Source organism: Bradyrhizobium sp. JYMT SZCCT0180, from assembly GCF_018130165.1.
In the GTDB taxonomy this organism is placed as follows: Bacteria; Pseudomonadota; Alphaproteobacteria; order Rhizobiales; family Xanthobacteraceae; genus Bradyrhizobium.
This window is the reverse complement of the sequence record NZ_JAFCLZ010000002.1, coordinates 116,525-141,501: the sequence shown is the minus strand read 5'-3', so window position 1 is coordinate 141,501 and position 24,977 is coordinate 116,525. Positions and strand designations below refer to the sequence as shown.

At 63.9% G+C, this 24,977-nt stretch carries 20 protein-coding genes; 9 read left to right on the top strand and 11 right to left on the bottom strand.

Annotated features, from left to right (window positions below; all coding sequences use genetic code 11):
• The first annotated feature begins 52 nt into the window (after window positions 1-52).
• The 3 genes from JQ641_RS03260 to JQ641_RS03250 all read left to right on the top strand — a co-directional run bounded on the left by JQ641_RS03260 (window position 53) and on the right by JQ641_RS03250 (window position 4,894).
• Window positions 53-2,380 (top strand): T6SS phospholipase effector Tle1-like catalytic domain-containing protein, encoded by a 2,328-nt coding sequence (locus tag JQ641_RS03260; protein ID WP_211994405.1) that lies wholly within the window; start codon window positions 53-55, stop codon window positions 2,378-2,380.
• A 464-nt stretch (window positions 2,381-2,844) separates the two neighbouring features.
• Window positions 2,845-4,107 carry a PQQ-dependent sugar dehydrogenase gene (locus JQ641_RS03255; protein ID WP_211994404.1) on the top strand — a complete coding sequence of 421 codons (1,263 nt, stop codon included), beginning with the start codon at window positions 2,845-2,847 and terminating at the stop codon, window positions 4,105-4,107.
• A gap of 208 nt (window positions 4,108-4,315) precedes the next feature.
• Complete coding sequence (locus JQ641_RS03250; RefSeq protein WP_211994403.1) at window positions 4,316-4,894, top strand: c-type cytochrome; 579 nt, start codon at window positions 4,316-4,318, stop codon at window positions 4,892-4,894.
• A gap of 149 nt (window positions 4,895-5,043) precedes the next feature.
• Here the strand turns inward: JQ641_RS03250 and panE are convergent, their stop codons facing one another.
• The 4 genes from panE to JQ641_RS03230 all read right to left on the bottom strand — a co-directional run bounded on the left by panE (window position 5,044) and on the right by JQ641_RS03230 (window position 8,303).
• Window positions 5,044-5,964, bottom strand: a complete 921-nt coding sequence (gene panE, locus JQ641_RS03245; RefSeq protein WP_211994402.1) for a 2-dehydropantoate 2-reductase — start codon at window positions 5,962-5,964, stop codon at window positions 5,044-5,046.
• Between the two features lie 149 nt (window positions 5,965-6,113).
• A complete protein-coding gene (locus tag JQ641_RS03240; protein ID WP_211994401.1) occupies window positions 6,114-6,851 on the bottom strand; it encodes an SDR family oxidoreductase in 738 nt (245 codons plus the stop codon).
• 132 nt (window positions 6,852-6,983) lie between these two features.
• Window positions 6,984-7,568 carry a 2-hydroxychromene-2-carboxylate isomerase gene (locus tag JQ641_RS03235; RefSeq protein WP_211994686.1) on the bottom strand — a complete coding sequence of 195 codons (585 nt, stop codon included), beginning with the start codon at window positions 7,566-7,568 and terminating at the stop codon, window positions 6,984-6,986.
• 144 nt (window positions 7,569-7,712) lie between these two features.
• On the bottom strand, window positions 7,713-8,303 hold the full coding sequence (locus JQ641_RS03230) for a DUF2239 family protein (protein ID WP_211994400.1): 591 nt from the start codon (window positions 8,301-8,303) through the stop codon (window positions 7,713-7,715).
• Window positions 8,304-8,481: 178 nt separating this feature from the next.
• Between JQ641_RS03230 and JQ641_RS03225 the strand changes: the two genes are divergently transcribed.
• Window positions 8,482-9,147 (top strand): glutathione S-transferase family protein, encoded by a 666-nt coding sequence (locus JQ641_RS03225; RefSeq protein ID WP_211994399.1) that lies wholly within the window; start codon window positions 8,482-8,484, stop codon window positions 9,145-9,147.
• Between the two features lie 170 nt (window positions 9,148-9,317).
• Here JQ641_RS03225 and JQ641_RS03220 read toward each other — a convergent pair whose 3' ends face one another.
• The 3 genes from JQ641_RS03220 to ggt all read right to left on the bottom strand — a co-directional run bounded on the left by JQ641_RS03220 (window position 9,318) and on the right by ggt (window position 13,572).
• Window positions 9,318-10,688 carry a serine hydrolase domain-containing protein gene (locus tag JQ641_RS03220; RefSeq protein WP_349628490.1) on the bottom strand — a complete coding sequence of 457 codons (1,371 nt, stop codon included), beginning with the start codon at window positions 10,686-10,688 and terminating at the stop codon, window positions 9,318-9,320.
• A gap of 31 nt (window positions 10,689-10,719) precedes the next feature.
• Window positions 10,720-11,610: an SDR family oxidoreductase gene (locus JQ641_RS03215; protein WP_211994397.1), complete on the bottom strand. Its 891-nt coding sequence runs from the start codon at window positions 11,608-11,610 to the stop codon at window positions 10,720-10,722.
• A gap of 213 nt (window positions 11,611-11,823) precedes the next feature.
• Entirely contained in the window at window positions 11,824-13,572 is a 1,749-nt protein-coding gene (gene ggt, locus JQ641_RS03210) for a gamma-glutamyltransferase (protein WP_211994396.1), read from the bottom strand.
• Between the two features lie 129 nt (window positions 13,573-13,701).
• Here ggt and JQ641_RS03205 point away from each other — a divergent pair, with 129 nt between their 5' ends.
• Window positions 13,702-15,090 carry an MFS transporter gene (locus tag JQ641_RS03205; protein ID WP_211994395.1) on the top strand — a complete coding sequence of 463 codons (1,389 nt, stop codon included), beginning with the start codon at window positions 13,702-13,704 and terminating at the stop codon, window positions 15,088-15,090.
• 165 nt (window positions 15,091-15,255) lie between these two features.
• Here the strand turns inward: JQ641_RS03205 and purH are convergent, their stop codons facing one another.
• The 3 genes from purH to JQ641_RS03190 all read right to left on the bottom strand — a co-directional run bounded on the left by purH (window position 15,256) and on the right by JQ641_RS03190 (window position 20,276).
• A complete protein-coding gene (gene purH, locus JQ641_RS03200; protein ID WP_211994394.1) occupies window positions 15,256-16,848 on the bottom strand; it encodes a bifunctional phosphoribosylaminoimidazolecarboxamide formyltransferase/IMP cyclohydrolase in 1,593 nt (530 codons plus the stop codon).
• Window positions 16,849-17,057: 209 nt separating this feature from the next.
• On the bottom strand, window positions 17,058-18,812 hold the full coding sequence (locus JQ641_RS03195) for a heparinase II/III family protein (protein WP_349628489.1): 1,755 nt from the start codon (window positions 18,810-18,812) through the stop codon (window positions 17,058-17,060).
• 117 nt (window positions 18,813-18,929) lie between these two features.
• The gene (locus JQ641_RS03190) at window positions 18,930-20,276 is read right to left on the bottom strand and encodes an RsmB/NOP family class I SAM-dependent RNA methyltransferase (RefSeq protein ID WP_211994392.1); all 1,347 of its coding nucleotides are present in this window, start codon (window positions 20,274-20,276) and stop codon (window positions 18,930-18,932) included.
• A 219-nt stretch (window positions 20,277-20,495) separates the two neighbouring features.
• Here JQ641_RS03190 and JQ641_RS03185 point away from each other — a divergent pair, with 219 nt between their 5' ends.
• Window positions 20,496-20,720 (top strand): DUF1674 domain-containing protein, encoded by a 225-nt coding sequence (locus JQ641_RS03185; protein ID WP_211994391.1) that lies wholly within the window; start codon window positions 20,496-20,498, stop codon window positions 20,718-20,720.
• Window positions 20,721-20,771: 51 nt separating this feature from the next.
• The gene (locus JQ641_RS03180) at window positions 20,772-21,347 is read left to right on the top strand and encodes a thermonuclease family protein (RefSeq protein ID WP_211994390.1); all 576 of its coding nucleotides are present in this window, start codon (window positions 20,772-20,774) and stop codon (window positions 21,345-21,347) included.
• A gap of 132 nt (window positions 21,348-21,479) precedes the next feature.
• Here JQ641_RS03180 and JQ641_RS03175 read toward each other — a convergent pair whose 3' ends face one another.
• Complete coding sequence (locus tag JQ641_RS03175; RefSeq protein ID WP_211994389.1) at window positions 21,480-21,992, bottom strand: L,D-transpeptidase; 513 nt, start codon at window positions 21,990-21,992, stop codon at window positions 21,480-21,482.
• 423 nt (window positions 21,993-22,415) lie between these two features.
• Here JQ641_RS03175 and JQ641_RS03170 point away from each other — a divergent pair, with 423 nt between their 5' ends.
• Together JQ641_RS03170 and JQ641_RS03165 are read left to right on the top strand one after the other, a co-directional pair.
• Window positions 22,416-23,243 carry a DUF6600 domain-containing protein gene (locus JQ641_RS03170; protein ID WP_211994388.1) on the top strand — a complete coding sequence of 276 codons (828 nt, stop codon included), beginning with the start codon at window positions 22,416-22,418 and terminating at the stop codon, window positions 23,241-23,243.
• Between the two features lie 13 nt (window positions 23,244-23,256).
• The gene (locus JQ641_RS03165; RefSeq protein ID WP_211994387.1) at window positions 23,257-24,789 is read left to right on the top strand and encodes a DUF6600 domain-containing protein; all 1,533 of its coding nucleotides are present in this window, start codon (window positions 23,257-23,259) and stop codon (window positions 24,787-24,789) included.
• The last annotated feature ends 188 nt before the right edge of the window (window positions 24,790-24,977 follow it).

Here is a 24,977-nt window from a genome sequence, read left to right as displayed (position 1 = left end):
TCTAGTACCCTAGGTTGCATGTTCATTTCATGCCGCGGGCGAGGCATGTCCCATGAGCCGAAAAATCATTCTGCTGTCCGACGGCACCGGTAATTCCGCGGCAAAAGTCTGGCGCACCAATGTCTGGCGCACGTTCGAGGCGCTGGATCTTTCCGGCAACGACCAGGTCGCGTTCTATGACGACGGCGTCGGCACCTCCTCGTTCAAGCCGATGGCGATCCTCGGCGGTGCGTTCGGTCTCGGCCTGCGCCGCAACGTCATCGCGCTCTACAAGTTTGCCTGCCGGAATTATCGCGACAAGGACGACGAGCTGTTCGGCTTCGGCTTCAGCCGCGGCGCCTTCACGATCCGGATCGTGATGGGGCTGATCGACAGCCAGGGCCTGGTCAAAGCCGACAACGAAGCCGAACTGCACAGTCTCGCGAGTGCGGCCTACCGCGCCTATCGCCGGGATCGCTATCATGACCTGAGGCTGGAAGCACCCTACCAGTGGTTCCGCAACAAGTTCGGTCCGCACTACCCGCCCAAGGAGGTTCGCAGGAACGTCAAGGTCAGGTTCATCGGCGTCTGGGACACGGTTGCCGCCTACGGCATGCCGGTCGACGAAATGACCCGCGGCATTCATAAATATCTCTGGCGGCTCGAACTGCCGGGCAAGCATCTGCCCGCGAGCGTCGCGCGCGCCTGCCAGGCGCTGGCGCTCGACGAGGAACGCACCACCTTCCACCCGCAGCTCTGGGACGAGACCGCCGGCACCAATGGCGGCGCGGCGGTGGCGGATCCCTCAGCAAAGCGCTTCATCAAGGACGAACGTATCAGCCAGGTCTGGTTCGCCGGCGTGCATACCAATGTCGGCGGCGGCTACCCCGACGATGCGCTGGCCCACATCCCCTTCGTCTGGATGATCACCGAGGCGAGGCGCTGCGGGCTCAAATTCAAGTCGGATTATGCGGGCCAGCCGCCGAGCCCAGACCGCATGATATCAGATCCCGATACGTTCAAGAACGCGATCTCGAAGCGAGACAAGGACGGACGGCTCTACGATCCGCGCAAGGGCCTTGGCGGATACTATCGCTACGGGCCGCGCAAGCTGGTGCCGGCGTTCTATCCGAAGAAACTGGAAGAAGACGAGGTCGACGTCGTCAGCGCCAAGATTCACGAAAGCGTCTTCAGGCGCATCGAGAACAACGCGCATGGCTACGCCCCGGTCGGCCTGCCGCCATATTACGACGTCGTCAAGGAGGACGGCGAGATCGTCGCGCCCGACAAGTTCAGCATCGCGCCCGCCACGCAACCCTTTGAGACGAGCCCCGCCGCGGCGCAACGCGCGCTGGCGCAGGAGCATGTCTGGAACTGGGTCTGGCTGCGCCGCATCACCTATTTCGCCACCGTCGGCGCGACGCTGTGGCTGCTCGTCTTTCCGCTCCTCAGCAGCGCGCAACGCTACGACGAATATACCAGTCCGATCCGCTGGGTGTCCCACCTCGTACGGTTTGTCGGCGGATTCCTGCCGGGCTTTGCGACGACCTGGATCGACGGTTACGCGCGCGCGCCGGGCTGGTTCGCCTTCATCGCTGTCCTGGTCACAGGCCTGCTGGTCCTGTCCTCGAAGATCGCGGCCCGAACGTCGAACGTGATGGCCTCGATCTGGCGCAAGTCGCCGGAAGCGCCGTCAGGGCTCCCCGACAACTGGATCTATGATCTGCGCAGCAGCCCGCTTTACATCCGCATCCAGGACACTTTGAAGCAAAAGATCGCTCCGGGCTTCTTCGCGGCGGTGTTCGTCTATCTCGGATTTGCGCTTGTCAGTCACCTTGCTTACGACGGCTGGGACATGGCCGGATATACCTGCGTGCATCGCGATACCGATCCGAAACCCGCGGTGCTGGCCGTCAACCAGACCGCGCGCGTCGAATTCAAGACGTCGGATTTGTGCAAGGCGACGGGCATCCTGCTGCAGCATCGCGGCCGCTATTATGTGACCATTCAGCCCGGCGGCAAAAACGGCGAAGACAAGCAATGGTTCAATGGCCTTGCCCGCATCGGCACGCCGGTCGGGGGCTTCTCCAGCAAAGAGCGGCCGCAATGGTACGAGCGTGTCTATCTCTCGCTATTGCTGCCGATGCGGCGGGAATTATCCAAGGACTGGTTCCGCATCGTGCTGCGTTTTGGCGATGTCGGCGGCGAGGAGGACTCCTACGAACCCGATCCCTATGACGACATCATCCAGTTCAATATCACGCCGACGATTGCGCCCAACGGCAAGGAAGAACTGTTCGTCTTCGTCAACGACGCCGTGATCGGCATTCCCGGTCTTTACGATTTGCTCTACCGCAACAATCACGGCACCGCCGTGCTGTCGGTAACGCGAAGAAGGTAACGGGACGGTCGCCGGAAATCGCATCACGCCAAATTGACCAAGCCTTTTCGCGGAAAAGCTGGATCGTGCCCGGCTGAATGATTCTTGCCCGCGCCCAGCGAGCTGCCGCGCCACGGCAGAGCCTATCAGGTCTCTCCCACAGAGAACGAACACACGCAGGGCTTGCAGCTTTTGCGGACGCCCGCCCATCGGACGCGCATCGTTCGATCCGGGCGTCACGTTCGCTTGCAACAAATATTGCGGTGCAGCGCGCACCTTGCACAAAGTCCGAAAACAAAACCCGACGAAGAAAATTTTGCACTCAATCTAATTTCGTCTGACAGGGTAGCGCAGCCCACGCTTTTCTCCTGCAATGGATGTGCTACCATTTTACGGTCTATTCCACCTCACCTGACCAAGTTCGCCTCTCGAACGTTCAAAATAATAACAGGCGCAGCCCCCCAGGCTGCATAGGGAGTGACGCGATGAAATCGGCTTTCCATCGATCTATTCTTGCGCTCACGGCGATCGTCGTCGTGGCGGGGGCCAGCCAGGCCAACGCGCAGCAGAAGGCGCTGAAGAAATACGAATCCGGCACCAAGGAATTCTGGACCAACCCGCCGCCCGACTGGTTCCTCGGCGACGAGACCGAGGCGCAGAGGGGGCAGGCGCCGCCGTCCGGCCCGCCGACCGGCGCATCGGAGGCCGAACTCGCCAAGCTGATCCCGAAGATCAAGTTGCCGGCGGGCTTCAAGATCGAGGTCTACGCCTCCAACGTTCTGGAGGCGCGGCAGATGGCCCGGGGCGACAAGGGCACGCTGTTTGTAGGCTCCTTCAGCCTCGGCAATGTCTACGCGATCAAGGACAATGGCGGCAAGAGAGAGGTCAAGACTGTCCTCAAGGGCCTCACCATGCCGACCGGCCTCGCCTTCGTCGATGGCGCGCTCTACGTCGTCGCGATCAACAAGTTGATCAAATACGAAAACGCCGAAGCCAATCTCGACAATCTCGGCGCCGGCAAGGTGGTGTATGACGACATGCCATCCTACGTCGCGCATGGCTGGAAATACATCGCGGTCGACAAGGAGGGCTGGTTCTACCTGCCGTTCGGACCTCCCTTCAACATCGGCCTCCCGCCCACCAGCCTCTCGCAGATCCGCCGCGTCGATCCCAAGACCGGCAACGCCGAAATCTGGGCGCTTGGCGTCCGCAACAGCGTCGGCGGCGACGTCGATCCACGCACCGGCCGCTACTGGTTCACGGAAAACGCCCGCGACTGGATCAGCGACGACCTGCCGAGCGACAAGCTCAACATGATCTCGAAGATCGGCGAGCATTTCGGCTATCCCTATTGCCATCAGGGCAATATGCCGGATCCGAAATTCGCGATGGGTCACAAGTGCTCGGAATTCACCCCGCCCGTGCTCAATCTCGGCGCGCATGTGGCGCCGCTCGGCATGAAGTTCTATACCGGCAGCCAATTCCCCGCCGAGTACAAGAACAACATCCTGATCGCCGAACACGGCTCCTGGAACCGGAAAAAGTACCAGGGCGCCCGGATCAAGCGCGTCATCGTCGGTCCCGACGGCAAGAACGCCAAGCAGGAAATCTTTGCTTCCGGCTGGCTCGAAGGCGACCAGGGCTATCTCGGCCGTCCCAACGACATCATCATCGACAAGGACGGCTCGATCCTGGTGTCCGACGACTGGGCCGGTGCGATCTATCGCATCAGCTACGCCAAGAAGTAAGGCTTTCACGATCAGGGGCTGCGGTTGCTCGGGAACGAGTGGCCGCAGCTTCGCGTTTTAGGAAACCCAACATCCGTCATTCCGGGATGCGCCTCTTGGCGCAGGCCCGGAATCCATACTCATTATCGTGGTTATGGATTCCGGGCTCGCGCTTTGCGCGCCCTCAGATGCGCAATTGCGCATCGGGGAATGACGAGAGGAGATAATGATGCGGAATGCGTTAGCCGGAAGCCTGCTTGCAGCCATGATGATCTGCAGCCCCACCCATGCCGCCGATATCGCCGCCGGCAAGGCGAAAGCCGAATTGTGCGTTGGCTGTCACGGCGAAAACGGCATCTCGCAGCTGGAAAACATTCCCTCGCTGGCGGCGCAGCCGGACATGTTCATCCAGTGGCAGTTGGTGTTCTACCGCGCCGGTGCCCGCAAGAACGAGCAGATGCAGCCGATCGTCGAGCAGCTCAACAACGAGGACATCCGCAATCTCGGCGCCTATTTCGCGCAGCTGCCGCCGCCGAAGCCGCCGGCCGACGACAAGCCGGATCTGTCGAAGAAGGGCGCGCAGGCGGCGGTGGGCGGGCGTTGCGCGGCTTGCCACCTGCCAGACTACGCCGGCACCAAGGCGGTCGCCCGCGTCGCCGGGCAGCGTCAGGATTATCTCTCAAAGGCGCTGCACGACTACAAGTCGGGGGTGCGGTCCGGCGGCGGCATGGCGGCGATGGCGAGTGTCGCCTACTCCCTCAGCGAAGAGGAGATCGAGGCGCTGGCGCATTATCTGGCGCATCTTTAGCTGTCGTCCCGGCGAAGGCCGGGACCCATACTCCGTGAAGTTTCTTGTCTTAGAAGGCATCCAACGCCAGCGTACTCACCGACAGGCCGCGGCGTATGGGTCCCGGCCTTCGCCGGGACGACGCCAAAATTAGATCCCGCGGGTTGTCACTACCCCCGCTGCTTTTCATACGCCTTGAGATGGGTGTAGGCGATGCGCAGTTTTGGCACCGGAATTTTCGCGGCGTCGGCGCGGGCGACGAGATCGCCAATGACGTGATCGGCTTCGACCGGAAAACCTCCCTTGATGTCGCGGAACATCGACGCCGTCATCGGGGAACCTTCGGCGGTCAGCAGACCGCGCGTGCGCTGGAAGAACGGGCCTGTCGGCTCGTGACCTGCGGCCTTTGCGATCGCGCTGGTCTCATCGAGAATGCCGAGCAGGAAATCCCTGCCGCCCGTCACCGCCAGGATGTTGCCGACGGATGTGCGCATCAGGCAGGTCGATGCCGCGAGCGAGGCGAGGAACACCCACTTCTCCCACATGTCCTGCATGATGTGCTCGCTGGCAACCGCGCCGATGTTGCCGCTGGTGAAGATGTCGGAGATCGCACGGACGCGATCCGACATCTTGCCGTCGCGTTCGCCGAAATTGAGCGACTGCATCGGCGCCAGCTGCACCACCTCGCGCGCCTCGTTGAGCGTCGCGGCAATCGCGCAGAGGCCGCCCAGCACACGCTCCGCGCCAAATCTTTCGTCGAGCACGTTCAAGTGCAGCATGCCGTTGAGCAGCGGGATGATCGAGGTATTTGGGCCAACCGCCGGCGCAAACGATTTGATGGCGTCCTCGAGGTCGAACGCCTTGCAGCTCAGCAGCACCACGTCGAACTTCTCGCTGAGTTTGTCGGCTTGCACCGTCGGCGGATTCTTCAGCGTGACGTCGCCGGCAGGGCTCTTGATGACGAGGCCGGCGGAGGCGAGTTCAGAGGCGCGCTTGGGTCGCACCAGGAACGTCACGTCGCGCCCGGCCTGAAGCAGCCTGCCGCCGAAATATCCGCCGATGGCGCCGGCGCCGACCACGAGAATGCGCATTGGTTGGTCTCCTTATTGTTCTTGCTTACTTGTATCAGAGCGCTTGAGGCATCACCTCGTCATGCCCGGGCTTGTCCCGGGCATCCACGTCTTGACGGTATAGCAGCAAGCAAGACGTGGATGGCCGGGTCAAGCCCGGCCATGACGAATTACCACTTCTCCCCGAACGGGCGAATCTCCAGCTCGAACGTCCAGGCGCTGCGCGGCTGCTGGTACAGCTGCCAATAGGACGCCGCGACCGAGGCCGGCGGCATTAGCAAATCCGGATTGTCGAGGGCTTCCTTGCCCCAAAGCTGTTCGCGGCGCGAGCGCACCCAGGCGGTGTCGACGCCGGAATCGATGATCAGATGCGCGACATGAATGTTCTTCGGCCCGAGCTCCCGCGCCATCGATTGCGCCACCGCGCGCAGGCCGAATTTGGCGCTGGCAAAGGCGGCAAAACCGCTGCCGCCGCGCAGGCTCGCGGTGGCGCCGGTGAAGAAGATATTGCCCTGGCCGCGCGGCAGCATCAGCCGCGCCGATTCCCGGCCCGCCAGGAAGCCGGCCCAGCAGGCCATTTCCCAGACCTTTCGAAACACGCGGTCGGTGGTCTCCAGAATCGGGAAATTGACGTTGGCGCCGACATTGAAAATGCAGACCTCCAGCGGCGCGTGCGCGTCGGCCTCGTTGAGGAAGGCGGCGACCTCGCCTTCCTTGCGCGCATCGAGCGAGCGCGCCACGATCGACCCGCCTGACGCCTCGATCTCCTTCTTCAGCGGCTCCAACTTGGCGCCGTCGCGCCGGCCGGCGAAAACGGTGAAGCCTTCGGAGGCGAATTTCTTGGCGATTTCGCCGCCGATGTAGTCGCCTGCGCCAATGACAGCGACAGTTGCGTTGCGTTTTTGCATTGGTGAACTCTCCACTTCCCTCATCCTGAGGAGCCGCGAAGCGGCGTCTCGAAGGACGAAATCAAGAATTCGGCCTGCATGGTTCGAGACGCCGCGCGAAATGCGCGGCTCCTCACCATGAGGGTTAGGGACCTATCTGCCCGCCACCATCTCCTCGACCTCGCGCAACTGTTCCTTGCCGAAGAACATCTCCTTGCCGACGAAGAACGTCGGCGAGCCGAACGCGCCGCGCTCGACGGCGGCCTGCGTGTTCTCGATCAGCTTTGCCTTCACATCGGCGTCCTGTGAACGGACGAGGAGTTTCGCCGCATCGAGCCCGGATGATGCCAGCGCCTTTATGGCCACTTCCGGATCGTCCATCTTCTTCGGCTCGACCCACATGTGGTGGAACGCGGCCTCGACATATTTTTCAAATACGCCTTCCATCTGCGCCGCGACGGCCGCGCGCATCAGGTTCAGCGTGTTGACGGGAAAGAACGGATTCCAGGTGTAGGGCTTGACGCCAAAGCGCTTGACGAAGCGTTCGGTCTCGATCGCGTGGAACTCGCGCTTGTTCTTGATGCCGGCGAGCGTCTCGGCCGGCGACTTGTTGTTGGTGGCCTTGAAGATGCCGCCGAGCAGCACCGGGACATACTCGAATTTCGTGCCGGTCCGCTTTTCGATCGCCGGGATCGCCTCGTGGCTGAGGAAGGCGTTGGGGCTGCCGAAATCGAACATGAATTGCGGGTTGGGGCTCACGGCATCCTCCTGACGGCTTCTTATATGATTACTATCATCCAAATGAGCCTAGCCGGTCGATACTGCGAGATCAACAGATAGAGCGGGCTGACGCCGTCAGCCCGCTCTATCGTTTTCGAGAAGTCATGTTCCCTGCGCGGCCTGGTCGCTGTAGGCGAGCTTGACGATGTGGTCGCGCACATCAACCGGCCAATCGGCGATCAGTCCGGCAAAGCGTCGCCGGTCGTCGGCGAACAGAGCGCGCGAAGCTTCCTCGAAATTGACGAGGTTGCCGCCCATCGCAGACATGAAGTGGTAGGCCGCATCGCGCGCCGCGCGCAGGCGGTCACGATCACCGCTGATGCGGCGGGCTTCGTCCACCAGTTTGCGCAAGGCGACCGACGCGCCGCCGGGTTGGGTGTTCAGCCATTCCCAGTGCCGCGGCAACAGCGTCACCTCGCGTGCCACCACCCCGAGTTTGGGCCGGCCGCGGCCGCGCGGCTCCGTCGGCGCGAGCTCGGGAGCAGGGGCCGCTGGCTCGGTGCGCGGAAGCCTCGCGACGATTTCGTCCTCGCTGCCGCGCAGGTCCAGATCGAGCGGTCGGCCGCTGCTGTCACTGAAGATGTGGACCGAGCTAGCCGGCCGGCCGGCACGCTTGATCGCGAGGGCCACCTGGGCAAGAGAGCCGGTAATGAAGCGCCGCTCGCCCTCGAAGGCGGTAAAGCTTTGGGTCATTTTGCGTTTCCGAAACAGCCACATCGGATATTTATACCCGGGTATATTTCATAAGTCAATATTACCCGGGTAGTTATGATCCCTTGGCCTATGTGCAGTCCTTTTGTCTAGGGCTGGCAAGTCGCAAAACCGGCCAAGGCCTGATACGGGAACATCCGCAATTCCCGGAGGGACAGCCATGCTGACGGTGCACCATCTCAACAACTCCCGCTCGCAGCGCGTGCTGTGGCTGCTCGAAGAACTCGCCGTGCCCTACGAGATCGTGCGCTATCAGCGGCAGGCTGACATGCGCGCGCCGAAAGAGCTGCGTGCCATTCACCCGCTCGGCAAGTCGCCCGTGATTACCGACAACGTCAACACCGTCGCGGAGTCAGGCGCGATCGCGGAATACATCATAGGCACTTATGGTAACGGCAAGCTTATTCCCCCAGCGAATACGCCGGAGCGGCTGCGTTACACCTATTGGCTGCACTATGCGGAAGGCTCCGCGATGTCGCCGCTGCTGCTGAAGCTGTTGTTCACGCTGATGCCGAAGCGCGCGCCGGCCCTGTTGCGTCCGCTGGTGCGCAAGGTCTGCAATACGGCGCTGACGACACTGGTCAATCCGCAGCTCAAGCAGCACATGGATTACTGGGAGGGCGAACTGGCGAAAAGCGAATGGTTCGCCGGCAGCGAGTTCTCCGGCGCCGACATCCAGATGAGCTTTCCGCTGGAAGCCGCCGCCGCGCGCGGCGGGCTGGAGCAGGGACATCCGAAGGCGATGGCGTTCCTCGAACGCATCCACGCCCGCCCGGCCTATGCGCGCGCGCTGGAAAAGGGCGGGCCGTATGTGGTGGGGAGGTGACCCTTCTTACCTCTCCCCGCTTGCGGGGAGAGGTCGGATCGCCTCGGCGACGCGAAGCGTCGTCCGGTGCGATCCGGGTGAGGGGGTACAGGCCTATCAATTGACACCAGTGCTCGTGGAGAGAGCCCCTCACCCCAACCCTCTCCCCGCAAAGAGCGGGGCGAGGGAGCTCAAGGCCCCACCGCCGCGATCACTTCCTTCGCCAACCTGGCGAACCCTCCGACGTCGCCGGTGGAATCGACGCTGTCGCCGAGGCGCACGACGACGAGGCGCTGTGACGGCATGATCACGATGCGCTGGCCGAGATCGCCCGCTGCAAAGAACGCGTCGCGCGGAATCCCTGATCGCACGCGTTGCCTGGCGCTTTCATGCTCGCTGCGATTGGTCCAGAACCCGGCGCCGTAGTCGGTGTCGAGGGTGGCGGCGGCCGAGAAATCCACCCAGTCCTCGTGCAGCAGGCGTTTGCCGCCGACAACGCCGTCGTTGACAAACAGCAGTCCGAACCGCGCCCAGTCCCGTGCGCTCGCCAGCATGTAGGTCGATCCCTGCAGCGTGCCTGTCGCGTCGAATTCCAGCGTGACGTTGCGCATGCCAAGCGGATTGAATAATTCGCGCCACGCAAACGCCAGGCTCTGCTCCGGTCCCCCGGCGGCATCGCGAATGATCCGCGCCAATAGCTGCGTCGTCGGGCTGGAATAGGCCCAGCGCGTGCCCGGCGGCGCGACAAGCGCAGCGTTGACGGCGAAGCCGGCCATATCGTCCCGCAGATAGACCATCTCGCTGAAGCTGCTGGCTTCATCGAGCGCCAGCCCGGTGGTCATGCGCAGCAAATGCTCGACCTCGATCTCGCGCCTGAGATCGCCGCGCCATTCCGGTATCGGCGCGGGCATCGAGGGCGTGACAAGGCCTTGCTGCGTCAGCACCCCGATCAAGGCATTGATCACCGACTTGGTCATGGAATAGCCGAGCAGCGGCGTGTTGACGCCGATGCCGCCGGCGTAACGCTCGGCGATCACCTTGCCGTCATGCACCACGACGACAGCCTTGGTGCGCCGGAACGGCGGTTCGGCCGGCTCCTCGAAGGCATGATCGAGCGCGGCCTTCAATGCGGGATTGGACGGCGCCACGACATCGGGGCCGGCAATCTCGCCCAGAAGCGGCGGCGATTTCGGTACCTTCAATGCGTCAATGTCGCTTCTGAGGATATAGGGCTCCTTCGTTCCGTGCCGCAGTACACAGCCGAGCCCTTCATGATAGACGGCGCGGCTGCCAAACATCCACGCCGCCGACGCATCGACACTCATCGCGGTGCGATCAACGTGGAACTGCAGCGCCGTGCGCAGGCGGCGCAGTCCGGGACGTTCGATGGTTTCCGAAAACACGGTTTGCGGATCGAGCCCGGAGACGAAGGTCTTGGCACAGACATTGTGCGCGACCACGGCCGTGGCGACGCGGATCGCGCGATCGGGACGGTAGATGATGCAGGCCGTCGCCGACACGGTCAGCAGCAACGCGACAGCGGTCCAACTTCGCCAACCCACACGCCTCTCCGCTGCCCGTCGGTTTCCAGCGCTACGGTTTCGCGGCGGCGACCGAGGGCAGCGCCTGCACGGTGACGCCGGGCGGCGGGACGTCGTCATCGGGAACGAAGAAGTCCGGCATCAAAGGCACCGACTTGTCGACGCGGTACGGCTCGAAGTCACGCACGCCGCTGGCGTAGAGCACCTTGTCGTCGATGCAGAACTGCCCGGTGAACTCGCGGGACGGCTTGGTGAAGATGACATAAGCGGCGTCGCCCATGATTTCAGGCGTGCGGCTGGCGCGCATCATGGCATCGCCGCCGAGCAGATTGCCGACGGCTGCGGTCGCGATCGTGGTGCGCGGCCACAGCGCGTTGACGGCGACGCCTGCGGACTTCAATTCACCCGACAGGCCGAGCACGCACATGCTCATGCCGAACTTGGCCATCGTATAGGCGGTGGAATGCTCGAACCATTTCGTCTTCATGTCGAGCGGCGGCGACAGCATCAGGATGTGCGGATTGGAAGCCTTTTTCAGATGCGGGATGCAATATTTCGACACCAGGAAGGTGCCCCGCGTATTGATGCCCATCATCAGGTCGAACCGCTTCATGTCGGTCATCTGCGAATTGGTCAGGCTGATGGCGCTGGCATTGTTGACGCAGATGTCGATGCCGCCGAATTCGGCGACGGTCTTGTCGATCGCGGCGATTACCTGGGCTTCGTCCCTGATATCGCAGAGCACCGGCAGCGCCTTGCCGCCGGCGGCGCGAACCTCGTCGGCGGCGGTGTAGATGGTGCCCTTGAGTTTTGGGTGCGGCTCGGCAGTTTTAGCGGCGATCGCAACGTTGGCGCCATCGCGCGCGGCGCGCAGCGCGATTGCAAGCCCAATGCCCCGGCTGCCACCGGATACGAACAGCGTCTTGCCTTTGAGGGATGTCATGGGAGCACTCCAGGTTAGGTTCGCACGAATGGCTATGCTCCCTCCCCCCTTGCGGGGGAGGGTCGGGGAGAGGGGTGGCGTCATCGGCACTGCCCGTGTGAACCCCTCTCCCTAACCCTCCCCCGCAAGGGGGGAGGGAACCGACCGAGCAAGATCAAAGGACAATCCTACGCCGATCGCATGATCAGGCAAACGGCGGTTGTGGCCATACGCCTACTGCCCCGCCGCTTCCGCACCGCGGGTGCGCGGATCGGGGGCGCCGAGCAGGCCGGCCGGGGTCACAGCGATGGAATTGGCCGAGGTCTGGCCGAGCGGCACGATCACCTGATGCCCTCTGGCCTTCAGCGCGTCGAGCGTCTCCTGCGGAAAGCCGCGTTCCGCGCGCACTTCGTCGGGCATCCATTGATGATGCACGCGTGGCGCGGCAACGGCCGCGGCGATATCCATCTTGTAATCCAGTGCGTTCACGACGACCTGCAGCACCGCCGAAATGATGCGGCTGCCGCCGGGCGTACCCGTCACCAGCACCGGCTTGCCGTCTTTCAGCACGATGGTCGGCGACATCGACGAGAGCGGCCGCTTGCCCGGGCCGGGCAGATTGGCCTCAAACCCCACCAGCCCGAAGGCGTTGGAGGCGCCGGGCGCGGCGGTGAAATCGTCGAGTTCGTTGTTGAGCAACACGCCGGTGCCGTCGGCGACCAGGCCGACGCCATAGGGGAAGTTCAGCGTGTAGGTGTTGCTGACGGCGTTGCCACTGGAGTCGACGACCGAATAATGCGTGGTGTTGCTGCCCTCGCGTTGCGGGGTGATCTTCAAGACATCGGCCGATGGCGTTGCGCGTTCCGGATCGATGCTGGCGCGTTGCCTCGCCGCATAATCCTTGGCAAGCAGGACTTGCATCGGCGCGTTGACGAAATCGGGGTCGCCGAGATAGCGGGCGCGGTCGGCATAGGCGCGCTTCATCGCTTCGATCATGACATGCAGCGAGGGGGCCGAGCCCTGCTTCATGTCGGACATCGGAAAGCCCTCGAGGATGTTCAGCGTTTCCAGCAACACCGTGCCGCCCGACGACGGCAGCGGCATCGAGACGATGTCGTAGCCGCGGTAATTGCCGCGCACCGGGGCGCGGAGCAGCGCCTGATACGATTTCATATCGTCTGATGTCATGATGCCGCCGGCATCGCTGACGGCCTTCGCGAGCTTTTCGGCGACCGGCCCTTCATAGAAGCCGCGCGGGCCCCGTTCGGCGATCGCGGTCAGCGTGGCCGCCAGATCGGGCTGGATCAGCCGGTCGCCGTCACGCAGCTGCTCACCATCGGCACGCGAGAAAGATTTTGCGGAATTCGGCCAGCGCGCCATCCGGCGATACATGTCGGAGAGCGTGTCGGCCATGTCGTCGGCGACGACAAAACCGTCGCGGGCCAGTTCGATCGATGGCTGGATGATCTGCGCGAGGGTGAATTTGCCGGAGCCGTATTTTTCCAGCGCCAGCGCCAGGCCCGCCACGGTGCCGGGCACGCCGATGCCGAGCGCCGAATTGCGCGATTTGTCGGTGTCGGGTTTGCCGTCCGCGCCGAGATACATGTCGCGCGTGGCCGCGGATGGCGCGGTCTCGCGATAATCGATCGCGACGTCTTCGTTGCGCTCGGCGGAATGTATCACCATGAAGCCGCCGCCGCCGATATTGCCGGCGCGCGGATAGGTCACGGCCAGCGCGAAGCCGGTCGCGACCGCGGCGTCGACCGCGTTGCCACCCTGCCGCAAAATGTCGGCGCCGATACGGGCCGCGAGTTTTTCCTGCGCCACCACCATGCCCTGTTCGGCGGATACGGCGCGAACCGTGGCAAGGTCCGGCGGTGTATAGAGGCGGCGTTGGTCCTGCGCATGCGCCGTCGTGATGGATGCAACGACGAGCGTGATGGTCACCAGCGCGCTACGCCACTTATTCGTGCAGAAAATCATCCAAAATCCGCCGCAGTTGGAGCTGGTGTGATGCTTGGCAATAGCACACGCATGATAATCGCATGCTATATGGGTTCGAATTCGACGGGCAAAACGCCTTGTCGTGATCGATGAAGGAAATTCCTGGGTATGACGGTGATTTCTCCGCAGGCATCTGGCGCTGATATCCCAGGAAAATATCCGCCCCGCACCGCCGTCGTCAGCTGGATCTTCTTCGATTGGGCAGCCCAGCCCTATTTCACGCTGATCACCACCTTCGTGTTCGCGCCGTATTTCGCAGGCTTCGTCGCGCCGGATCCGGCGACGGGGCAGGCGCTGTGGGGATTTGCCACCGCGGCCGCGGGACTGATGATTGCGCTGATGTCCCCGATCCTGGGCGCGATTGCCGACGCCAGCGGCCGTCGCAAGCCGTGGATCGCGGGATTCGGCTTGCTGCTGGTGATCGGCTCCAGCCTGATGTGGTTCGGAAAGCCCGGCGATCCCAGCATTATACCGACACTGCTGCTGTGTTATGCGATCGCAAGCGTCGGCGTCGAATTCGCAACGGTGTTCAACAACGCGATGATGCCCACGCTGGTGCCGCCGGACAAGATCGGACGGCTGTCCGGCACCGGCTGGGCCACCGGCTATATGGGCGGTATCCTCAGCCTGATCCTGGTGCTCGGTTTTCTCGCCGCCAATCCGCAGACCGGACGCACGCTGTTCGGGTTCATGCCGCTGTTCGGCCTCGACCCGGTGACGCATGCGGGCGACCGCATCACCGGGCCGTTGACCGCGCTGTGGTTCATGCTGTTCACGCTGCCGATGTTTTTGTTGACGCCGGATTATCCGGCAAAGCTTCCGGTGCGTGCGGCGTTGCGCGAAGGTTTGAGCGAGCTGAGGCAGACGCTGCGCGAATTGCCGAAGCAGAAATCGCTGGCGACGTTTCTGCTTGCCAACATGATCTATACCGACGGGCTGGTGTCGCTGTTTGCCTTCGGCGGCATCTATGCGGCCGGCACGTTCGGCTGGCACACGATCCAGATCGGCACCTTCGGCATTGTCGCGGCGATCGCGGGCGTGTTCGGGGCCTGGCTCGGCGGCAAGCTCGACGACCGCGTGGGGCCGAAGCGCGTCATAGCGATCAGCCTCCTGGTGCTGCTGCTGGCGCTCGCCGCCATCCTGCTGGTGGACAAGGATTCGATCCTGTTCGTGAAGGTGGACCCGCCCGTCCCCGGCGGACCGCTGTTCTCGGGTGCGGCCGAGCGCGCCTATCTCGTCCTCGGATGCCTGATCGGCGGCGCCGGCGGTCCGCTGCAGGCGGCGTCGCGCACGTTACTCATTCGCCTCGCGCCGCAGGATCGCATCGCGCAATGTTTCGGGCTGTTCGCGCTGACCGGAAAGGTCACCTCGTTCATCGGCCCGCTGCTGATCGGCGTTGTTACGGCGGTGACCGCGAGCCAGAAAGCGGGGATGGCGCTGCTGGTGGTGTTTTTTGTCGTCGGGCTGGCGCTGTTGTGGCGGGTGCGGGAGAGGTGAGGTTGCCGGTCACACATCTTCTTCCCAGCATTCAGTTGTCATCATCCGCGAAGGCGGATGATCCAGTATTCCAGAGACAGCCGTAATTGACCGAGAAGCCGCGGCGTACTGGATACCCGCCTTCGCGGGGTATGACGACCTCAGTTGAGGCCGGGACGACAGTAACTAATGCCGGAAATGCCGCACGCCGGTGAACACCATGGCGATACCGTGGTCGTCGGCGGCCCTAATCACTTCATCGTCGCGCATCGAGCCGCCGGGCTGGATCACCGCGGTGGCGCCGGCTTCGATGCAGGCCAGCATGCCGTCGGCAAACGGAAAGAACGCGTCTGATGCGACCACTGAACCCTTGGTCAATGGTTCGGCGAGCTTCAGTTCAGCCGCGGCATCGAGCGCCTTGCGGGCGGCGATACGCGCGGAATCGACCCGGCTCATCTGGCCGGCGCCGATGCCGACGGTGGCGAGATCCCTGGCGTAAATAATGGTGTTGGACTTGACGTGCTTGGCGACGCGGAAGGCGAATTTGAGATCGCGCAGTTCGGCGTCCGTGGGCGCGCGCCTGGTCGCGACCTTCAGCGCCATGTCCTCGATCACGGCGTTGTCGCGGCTTTGCACCAACAGACCGCCGGACACGGTCTTGGCGGTGAGGCCCGGCTTGCGCGGATCGGGCAGGCCGCCGACCAGCAACAGCCGCAGGTTCTTCTTTGCGGCGACGACCGCGATGGCTTCCTCTGTCGCGTCCGGCGCGATGATGACCTCGGTAAAGATTTCGGTGATGGCGCGCGCAGCGTCGGCGTCGAGCGTGCGGTTGACTGCGACGATGCCGCCGAACGCCGACGTGGAATCGCAGGCCAGCGCTCTTTTGTAAGCGCCGAGCAGATCGCTGCCCTCGGCAACGCCGCAGGGGTTGGCATGCTTGACGATGACGCAGGCGGCGGTGCGGGCCGGGTCGAACTCGGCGACGCATTCATAGGCCGCATCGGTATCGTTGATGTTGTTGTACGACAGCTCCTTGCCCTGGAGCTGGCGCAAGGTCGAAACGCCCGGCCGCTTGTCGGGCGTCGCATAGAACGCCGCGGTCTGGTGCGGGTTCTCGCCGTAGCGCAGCGACTGGATCAGCTTGCCGCCGAAGGCGCGGAAGTCCGGCGCGTCGTCTTTCAGCTGCAGCGCGAACCAGTTCGAGATCGCGGCGTCATAGGCCGCGGTGCGCGCATAGGCTTTTGCGGCGAGGCGGCGGCGCAACTTCAATGAGGTCGCGCCGTTATTGGCGGCGAGCTCGTCGAGCACGGATTGATAGTCGCTGGCTTCGACGACGACCGCGACATCGTCGTGGTTCTTCGCCGCGGCGCGGATCATCGCGGGGCCGCCGATATCGATGTTCTCGATGCAGTCCTCGTAACCGGCGCCTTTGTCGACGGTGGCCTCGAACGGATAGAGGTTGACCACCAGCAGATCGATCGGCGCGATGCCGTGCGCCTTCATCGCATCAATGTGTTCCTTGTTGTCGCGGATCGCGAGCAGGCCGCCATGTACCTTCGGATGCAGCGTCTTGACCCGGCCGTCCATCATCTCGGGGAAACCGGTGAGGTCAGAGACGTCGCTGACCTTCAGCCCTGCTGCGGCGATCGCTTTTGCCGTGCCGCCGGTGGAGACCAGATCGACGCCGTAGCCTGCAAGCGCGCGGGCGAATTCGATCAGCCCCGTCTTATCGGAAACGGATAATAGAGCGCGGGTCACTCGGCGCGGATGGTCGGTCATGGCAGGCTTCCTGGCTGGTAAGCCAGCCCGGTAGCACGGTTTTGCCGGTCATGAAACCGCGGCCGACACCAGGATTCGGGAAAATACAGGGGATATTGGCATGCCAGTTCTTCGTCATTGCGAGGAGCGAAGCGACGAAGCAATCCATCCATCCGTTATGTCGCGCGATGGATTGCTTCGCTTCGCTCGCAATGACGGTGGTAAATGCCCTACAACGGCAATTCCGGCTCGCGGCGGGCGTTGCGGCGGGCGTTGGTGGCGGCCGCGGAGGTACTCGAGCGCACAAAATTCCAGCGGATCGAGGTGGCCTGCCGCGAATCCTGCCGGATCACGATCTGGGCGGTGCGGCGGGGACCGTCATTGCCGGCCAGGAACACGCTGTCCTCGAGGTCGACCTTGTCGTCGAGCGCCTCGAAGGTCCAGACGTCGCGGTTGGGCAGCACCAGCATGACGCCGCGGGCGTCGGAAAGCCGGCTCGCCTTCACGGACGGGTGCAGATGAAACCGCAAGGCAAAGTCGGTGCCGTTGCCCTTGATGCGCGAGCCCGGCGCCGGCGACAGCGTGTCCTCGCCGTCAAGCCGCGCGCCGTCAGGCGCCATCATCAGCACGCGGCGGTGCACGACGCCAAATTTCGGCAGATAGCCGTCATGCGACGTGGTCAAGAGATCGCCGTTCTCCACGGCTTCGCGATAACTTTCCACATTGGCCGGGCCGCTGGTCACCGGCGCCCCCTGCAACAGCCGCTTCATCGCCGATATCTCGACGAACTGGCACGACGACGTCTCGTGATAGGTCAGGGTCGAATGCGCCGCGGTGCTGCGTGCAAAGCCGCGCCAATTGTCGCGGCCGGTTGACGGCATTCCGCAATTGACGACGATCCGGCTCGGCCCCGAGGACAATTCGAACGCCAGGCAGCCGGCATGCGCGTCCTGGCTGATATTCGGCGGCGGCGGCGCGCCGGTGTCCATGATGACGGTGGTGGTGCCGGCATCGAGGCGCTGAAAGCCGGTATGCGGCATGTGCGCCATCGGCACGCCGTGGGTGTCGTCATAGGCCAGCAGCGTCGCCACCAGATCGTTCGGCGCGTTGCTCATGCCGTTGAACAGCGCAAAGGCGCCGTCGCCATGGCGGAAGAAGCGCAGCATCGGCATCATGCGGTCGATCGCGTTCAAGAGCGCCGGCGGCGGCGCGATATTCCTTGCAGCAAAAGTCTGGCGCAGCGGCAGCATGTCGCTGAGCAGTTCGACCAGCGCGCCGGGATTGCGCGAGATGTGCCCGCCGTCGGGCAGGATCTGCCGCTGCAATTCGTCGGACAGCCGCCGGCTCGCGGAGCGGATATGTTTTGCCTGGTTGGCGAGGCACAGCGAGGCGTAGCAAAGCGCGATCAGCACCTGCACCCGCGGCACGCCATCGGCGATGTCGAGCATGGTGTAGCGCAGATAGCGGATCTCGCGGGTCAGCCCGCGCAGATATTTGCGATAGAATTTGCCGTCGGTATCGCCGAGCACCAGCGGGGCCTGCGACAGCAGCGAGATGACGCGGCGTGCCAGCACATCGGCGCGGCGCTCGAGCGGCCGCTTGCGTCCGGGATTCGAAATCCAGTCGTCGACCAGCGAACGGGCGTTGGCGCGGGTCAGCGCGGTATCGGCCGCACGCAGATGGCGCAGCCAGCCGAAGCCGAGCAGCGCCACTTCCCAATCTTCCGACGGCGGCTCGAGATCGAAGATCGAGCGACCGTGGCAGGTCACGATCTTGCCGGCGAACACGAAACGGCCGGCGTAGATTTCGGCGGCGCGGGTGGCGTCGGCGGTACGCAGATCATGCGGCGCGATGATCAGCCGGTCGGCGCGGCCCGGCCACAGCCGCGACAGCCCCAAGGTGCTGCCGCTGGCGCGCGCGATCACGCCCCGCGTAAAGCGGCTCGCGACCAGCGTCGTAATGCGTCTGCGTTGAGCGACCGACACGCCTGACCTTGATGGGAGGAGATCTTGTGGCGAATCCTTTGTAATCCGGAAACGCGCCCAAAACACCATCTTGAAAGTGCGCGAATCACCCGATGGTCGCGAAAAACAGGTGCAAAATCAGGATTTAACCAGCCGCGCGGCGTAAAATCCATCCAGCCCGCCAAGCCGCGGGTCGTCGTGGGGCAGATGGCAGGGCAGGGTACGCAAATCGCCGTCCGCTGTGACGATCTCGGCAAGGCCTGCGACTTCGCCGGCGTCGACCGGCGCCCGGCGCACGGCTGATTCGGTCGCGAGCAGCGCCGCCACCGCCTGTTCGCCTTCTTCCGGCTCCAGCGAACAGGTGCAATAGACCAGCGTCCCGCCCGGCCTGAGCAAGGCGACCGCCTTTTTCAGCAAGCGGAGCTGCAACGCGCTCAGTGCGGCGATGTCGGTTTCCTGGCGCAACCAGGCCACATCAGGGTGGCGCCGGATGGTGCCGGTCGAGGTACAGGGCGCGTCGACCAGCACGCCGTCGAACGTGCCGTCGCCTCCAGGCCATTCGGCGCCATCGGCCACCACGTCATTGGCCTGCAGCGACAGCCGCGAAAGATTGTCGCGCAGCCGCGTCATCCGCGGCGCCGAACGATCGACCGCGGTGACGCGTGCGCCGCCTTGTGCGAGTTGGGCGGTCTTGCCGCCGGGCGCGGCGCAGAGATCGACGATGCTCTTGCCGTTGAGGTCGCCGAACAGCCGCGCCGGCAGTGCGGCGGCGGCGTCCTGTACCCACCATTGGCCTTCGGTGAAACCGGGCAGCATCGTCACGGAACCCTGCAACAAAGTGCGCACGGTCCCGGTCGGCAGCGTTTCGCCGTGCAGACGGGTCGCCCATTGCGACGCGTCCGACTTCACGGTGATGTCGAGCGACGGTTCATGGCCGATCGCAATGGCCATCTCGCGCGCGGTGGTCTCGCCATAGGCCGCGATCCAGCGCGCCAGCAGCCACGGCGGAATGTCCAGCGTCTGCGCCTTGACTTCGTCGATCAGCGGCTGGCCTTCGCGCGCACAACGGCGCAGCACGGCGTTGACGAGCCCGGCATATTTCGCGGCGCGTCGGTCCGATTGCACCAGCCGCACCGACAGGTCGACGGCGGCATGATCGGGCACGTCCATCCAGAGAATCTGCGCAGCGCCGATCAGCAGCGCGCTTTGCGCGCGCGGCGCGTCGGTCGGAACGCCGCGATTGAGCAGGCGCGACAACAAATGACCGAGCGTGCCGAGCCGCCGCAGGATCGTTGCGACCAGCCGCCGCATCAGCGCGCGGTCGCGATCGGCGAGCGATTTCAATCCGGGATGGGCGCCGGCGCCGTCCAGTTGCTCGTCGAGGGTGCGGTGCTTGTGCAGCACGCCGTCGAGAATGTCGGCCGCGATACGCCGCGCCGCGAGACCGGGAACTTCGGCAGGAACTGCGAATCTTGAAGGGGGCATGGAGAAGGAATATCTCGGAAGGTGCTGAACAGGGTTTCGGCGCATGCCATCGAAGTGAAGAGCTTGGAAGTGAAGAGCTCGGAAATGAAAAACTGCTTTGGCATGCGAATATGCCAAATGTAAGAATCGCGCCGGCGATTTCTTGATTGTGATGCCGGCGATGCGTTCGTCGCTGTGCTACGAGATCGGCCGCAGGAAAGTTTTGCCGGAAATTTTGCCATGACCGACGATCCCCGATCACCGTCTGCAGTTCTTCCCGGCGCCGCCCCCGGCAAGTTGCTGACGCCGGCCGCCCAGCGCGCGCTCGCCGAGGCCGAAGCGCGCCGGAAAGCCGCTGAGGCCAACGCCGCTCAACCGGCACAAAAGGAATTGCAGGGTCCGAAGGGGCCGGAGCCGACCCGTTACGGCGACTGGGAGCGCAAAGGCATCGCTTCGGACTTTTGAGGCGAATTCGTCCTTGCCGGAATAGCCGACTCAGCCCACCATATTGGGAATATGTCCCCATATAGAAGAATAAATACTTATCAGACTCCCTGGAGGCGCCGGTTATCGGCGATATTGCCCTGGGTATTCGTGATCGGCGTCGCCGCGGCGTCGATGGTGCCGCTGCGGCATTGGGTGCATTGGCCGTTTCCGCCTGTGGCCGACAGCCAGGCGGCGCGCGACGCCGAGATGATCTGGAAGAGTGCCGGCCGTCCCGATGTGCGTCACGCCGTCGACGTGATCCGCACTGTCGATGGCGACACCTTCGAGGCGCGGGTGCATTTGCCGGATGGACTCGCGCTGAACACGCGCGTCCGCCTGCGCGGCATCGACACGCCGGAGCTGAAAGCGGCCTGTCCGGAGGAATTGCAGATGGCGGAAGCGGCTGGTGACGCGTTGCGCGGCCTGCTCCGCGAAGGCGCGGTCACGATCTCGAATATCGGACCGGACAAGTATGGCGGCCGGGTGTTGGCCGACGTGGCGACGAGGAAGACCACCAGCGTCTCGGCTGCGTTGCTGGCCGGTGGGCATGGGCGCAGGTACAGCGGCGGTCATCGCAACGGCTGGTGCGCGAACGCGGGAAAGTAAGAAAAGAAAAAGCCGCGCAAGGGCGCGGCGCTTGGTAGTTCGTCATTCCGGGGTGATGCGAAGCATCGAACCCGGAATCTCGAGATTCCGGGTCTGGTCCTTCGGACCATCCCGGAATGACGGAGACTGGTATCAGCGCGTCACCGTCACCTGCGTGCCGACCGAAACGCGCTGGTACAGATCGGTGATGTCAGCGTTGAGCATGCGGATGCAGCCATAGGAGACAAAACCGCCGACCGAGCCCGGCGCGTTGGTGCCGTGGATGGCGTATTCGCCGCCGGCGAGCGTCATTGCCGCGACGCCCATCGGGTTGCTCGGCGAGCCGCCGGGAATGACGTTGGGCATGTTCGGCTTGTCGCGCTTCACTTCGGCGGGCGGCGACCAGGCCGGGTTCTGATACTTGCCGTCGATGCGGGTGGTGCCTTCCCACTGTTTGCCGGCGCGGCCGACGCCGACCGGATAGCGCACGGCGCGGCCCTGATCGAGAATGAGATAGAGGCGGCGCTCGCTGGTCTTCACGACGATCGTACCCGGCGTGTAATCGCCGCGGACGCCGACTATCTCCGGCCGCGCTTCTGCCGCCGACGACATCAAAACGCTCACCCCGATGGTGGCGGCCAGCGCCACCGCAATCCTCATCGACATCAATTTCTCCCGCCCACTCGCCCCCGTCAGGGGGTCCTCAAATGCCCACGCAAACCTATCAGAAATAGGGGTTTGCCGTCTCACCCACGCATTTTTAACCGCGTGTCTTAACCGGATGGTTTCCAAGCCGGCCGTGAGACCCGTTTCGATGGCGGAACCAAAGGAAATGTTCGAATTAAAGTAAATGACTTGAAAACAACACTCGTCCGGAAACGTCCCGGGCAGCGGTCACCGCCCTGACGATTGCGTGAGGCGGCCGGGTCTGGGCTGGGCACCAAGGAAATTGCCCAAACGCGACGCAGCCGGTGTCGCCGGGCCCTCGTCCCGAACATGACGAAAAATTAAACCGGAATCCCCGAACGCGGCGTCGCGACGACGCGGCTACCTGCTGTGGCCCATTTTCCGGGTGCAGGAGTTCGGCTCATGCGAGCGCTGGTTGAGATCATTTTGCTGCGCCGAGGCGTCCGCGCCGGTGGCGGTCGCCTCACAGCAATGCTGGCTGCATTGCTTCTGGGCTTGTTCGCGCTTTCGGCAGGCGCCGTGGCGCAACCATCCTACGACGTCAGGGAGGAAGTTCGCGACGAACCGGTGCAGGCCGAAGCCCGCGCGGTGCTGTCGCAATATGGACGCTTCGTGCAGCACGCCCGCTTCGGCGAGGTGTGGGTGCCGACGGTGACGCCGCAAGGCTGGCATCCCTATCCGCCGTGCCAATGGGTCAAGACCAAACAATATGGCTGGTACTACGACGACAAGACGCCGTGGGGCCAGATCGTGCACCACTATGGCCGCTGGTTCTGGGATCAGCAGATCGGCTGGGCCTGGGATCCCGGTTCGGAGTTCAGCCCCGGATGGGTGGTGTGGCGGTCAAGCCCCGAATGGACGGGCTGGGCGCCGATGCCGCCGGACCAGGCGTTCCCCAACATGTCGTCCGATCAGTTCAACAACAGCGATCAGTGGATTTTCGTCGAGACCGCGAAGTTCAACAATGGTTGCGACGCGGCTCAGACGGCGCCAGTCGAACGCATTCCGGTCATTCTGCGTCAGACCAAATGGATCACCGCGTACGAGTTCGTGGACGGCATCGTCGTCATCGTGCTGCCGCCCTATCTGATCGGGCCGTTCGTCCATGTGCAGATCGGATTCGGTCCGTGGCCGGCGTGGTTCATGGTCCAGATGATGAAGAACTCCAATTTCGTGTGGCAGAAGACGTTGAACGTCGCGCAAGTCTGCGCGCCGTCGAACGCGAAGTGAGGGAGCAATCATCATGACCCTCGCCCGGAAAATCTCGATCAACACCAGGACAATGCTCACGGCGATGTTCGCCGCCGCGCTTGCCGTCCTCGTGCTGTCAGCATCGACGCCATCAGCCTTCGCACAAGCGCCTGCGCAGAGCTCGGCCCAAGATTCTGCGAACGTCGTGCCACAGCAAGGCGCGGCGAAGATGCAGGACGAATTCCGCGGCGTGCTCACGCAGTATGGCCGCTTTGTCCAGCACGCCAAATACGGAGAGGTGTGGATTCCCACGGTGACGCCGCAGGGATGGCGCCCCTATCCGCCCTGCAACTGGGTCAAGACCCGCAAATATGGCTGGTACTACGACGACAAGACGCCGTGGGGCGCGATCGTCCATCACTACGGACGTTGGGTGTCGGATGCGCAGATGGGATGGATTTGGACGCCGGGTGCGGAGTTCAGCCCGGGTTGGGTTGTCTGGCGCACGTCGCCGGAATGGGTCGGCTGGGCGCCGATGCTGCCGGACCAAGACGTCCAGACGGTTTCCACCGCCGACTTCAACAGTGCCGCCTACTGGACCTTTGTCGAGACGCAGAAGTTCGCGCAAGGCTGCAACGGCGCGGCGCCGCCGCAGCAGATCCCGGTGCTGCTGACGCAGACGGCCTACGTCACCGACGTCAGGCTCGTCTACGGCATCACTGTTATCGTGTTGCCGGGATACGTGGTCGGCCCGTGGTTCGACATCGACGTCTTCTTTTCGCCGTGGCCGGCCTGGTTCCTGGCGCAGAATTTGATCGACTGGAATTTCATCTGGAACAACCTCGCCGTCATGAGCGCGGTGGCTCCGGACTGCTCGCCAGTGAGTCCAAAACAGGGCGGCGGATACAAACCGTTGCCGGTCCACAACCCTGTGTCGCCGCTGCCGCCGCGTCTCGATCAGCCGATCGACAACGGTCCGCCTGTCATCGTCGTGGTCCCGCCGGTGTGCCCGCGCGGCACGGTGCTGGATCATGGCGCATGCCGGTTGCCGGACTTCTGCCGACCGGGAATGGTGCGGGTGGGCCATCTGTGCGTCTTCCCGACGAGACCCGATCCGTTGCCGAAGCCGCCGGTGACCGAAAATCCCTGCACCGGGCTTAGCGGCATTGCGCTGCGACGCTGTATCCACGCGCACCGGCCACATGGCGGTGACGGCAAACCGCCGGTGACGGGTCCGGTTACCGGTACCGGCGACGGCCGGCCGGTCGGCAAACCGCCGTCGTCGAACGGCGGTCAGACCGGACACAACCCGGTTGGCGGCGCATCCGGGGCAGGCAAACCCGATGTGCGGATTCCGAACGTGATCCGACCCAACGGCTCGGGTGACAATGTGCGGATCAGGGAGCCGGTGCAGTGGCCGAACCGCCCGCCGGCGAGGACCTCGGCGCCGATGCGGCCGAATCCCAGTCCGGTGGTGATCGCACCGAGCGGCGGCGGCCTCAACAAGACGACGGTCGGCGCTGCACCGCAGATCGTGCATCGGCCGCCGCCTACGTTGCCGGAGAGAAAGACTCTCACGCGGTGAAGTGTCGATTGACTGTAGTGAGGTTAAGTAGCAACCGCGACGGGACTGCGCTCCCTCTCCCGCTTGCGGGGGAGGGCGGGGTGGGGGTGTCACCACAACGAACACTCCCAATGCGGAGAGAGCCCCCACCCGCCGCGCTTCGCGCGTCGACCTCCCCCGCAAGCGGGAGAGGTGCAGCGAGCCTGCCG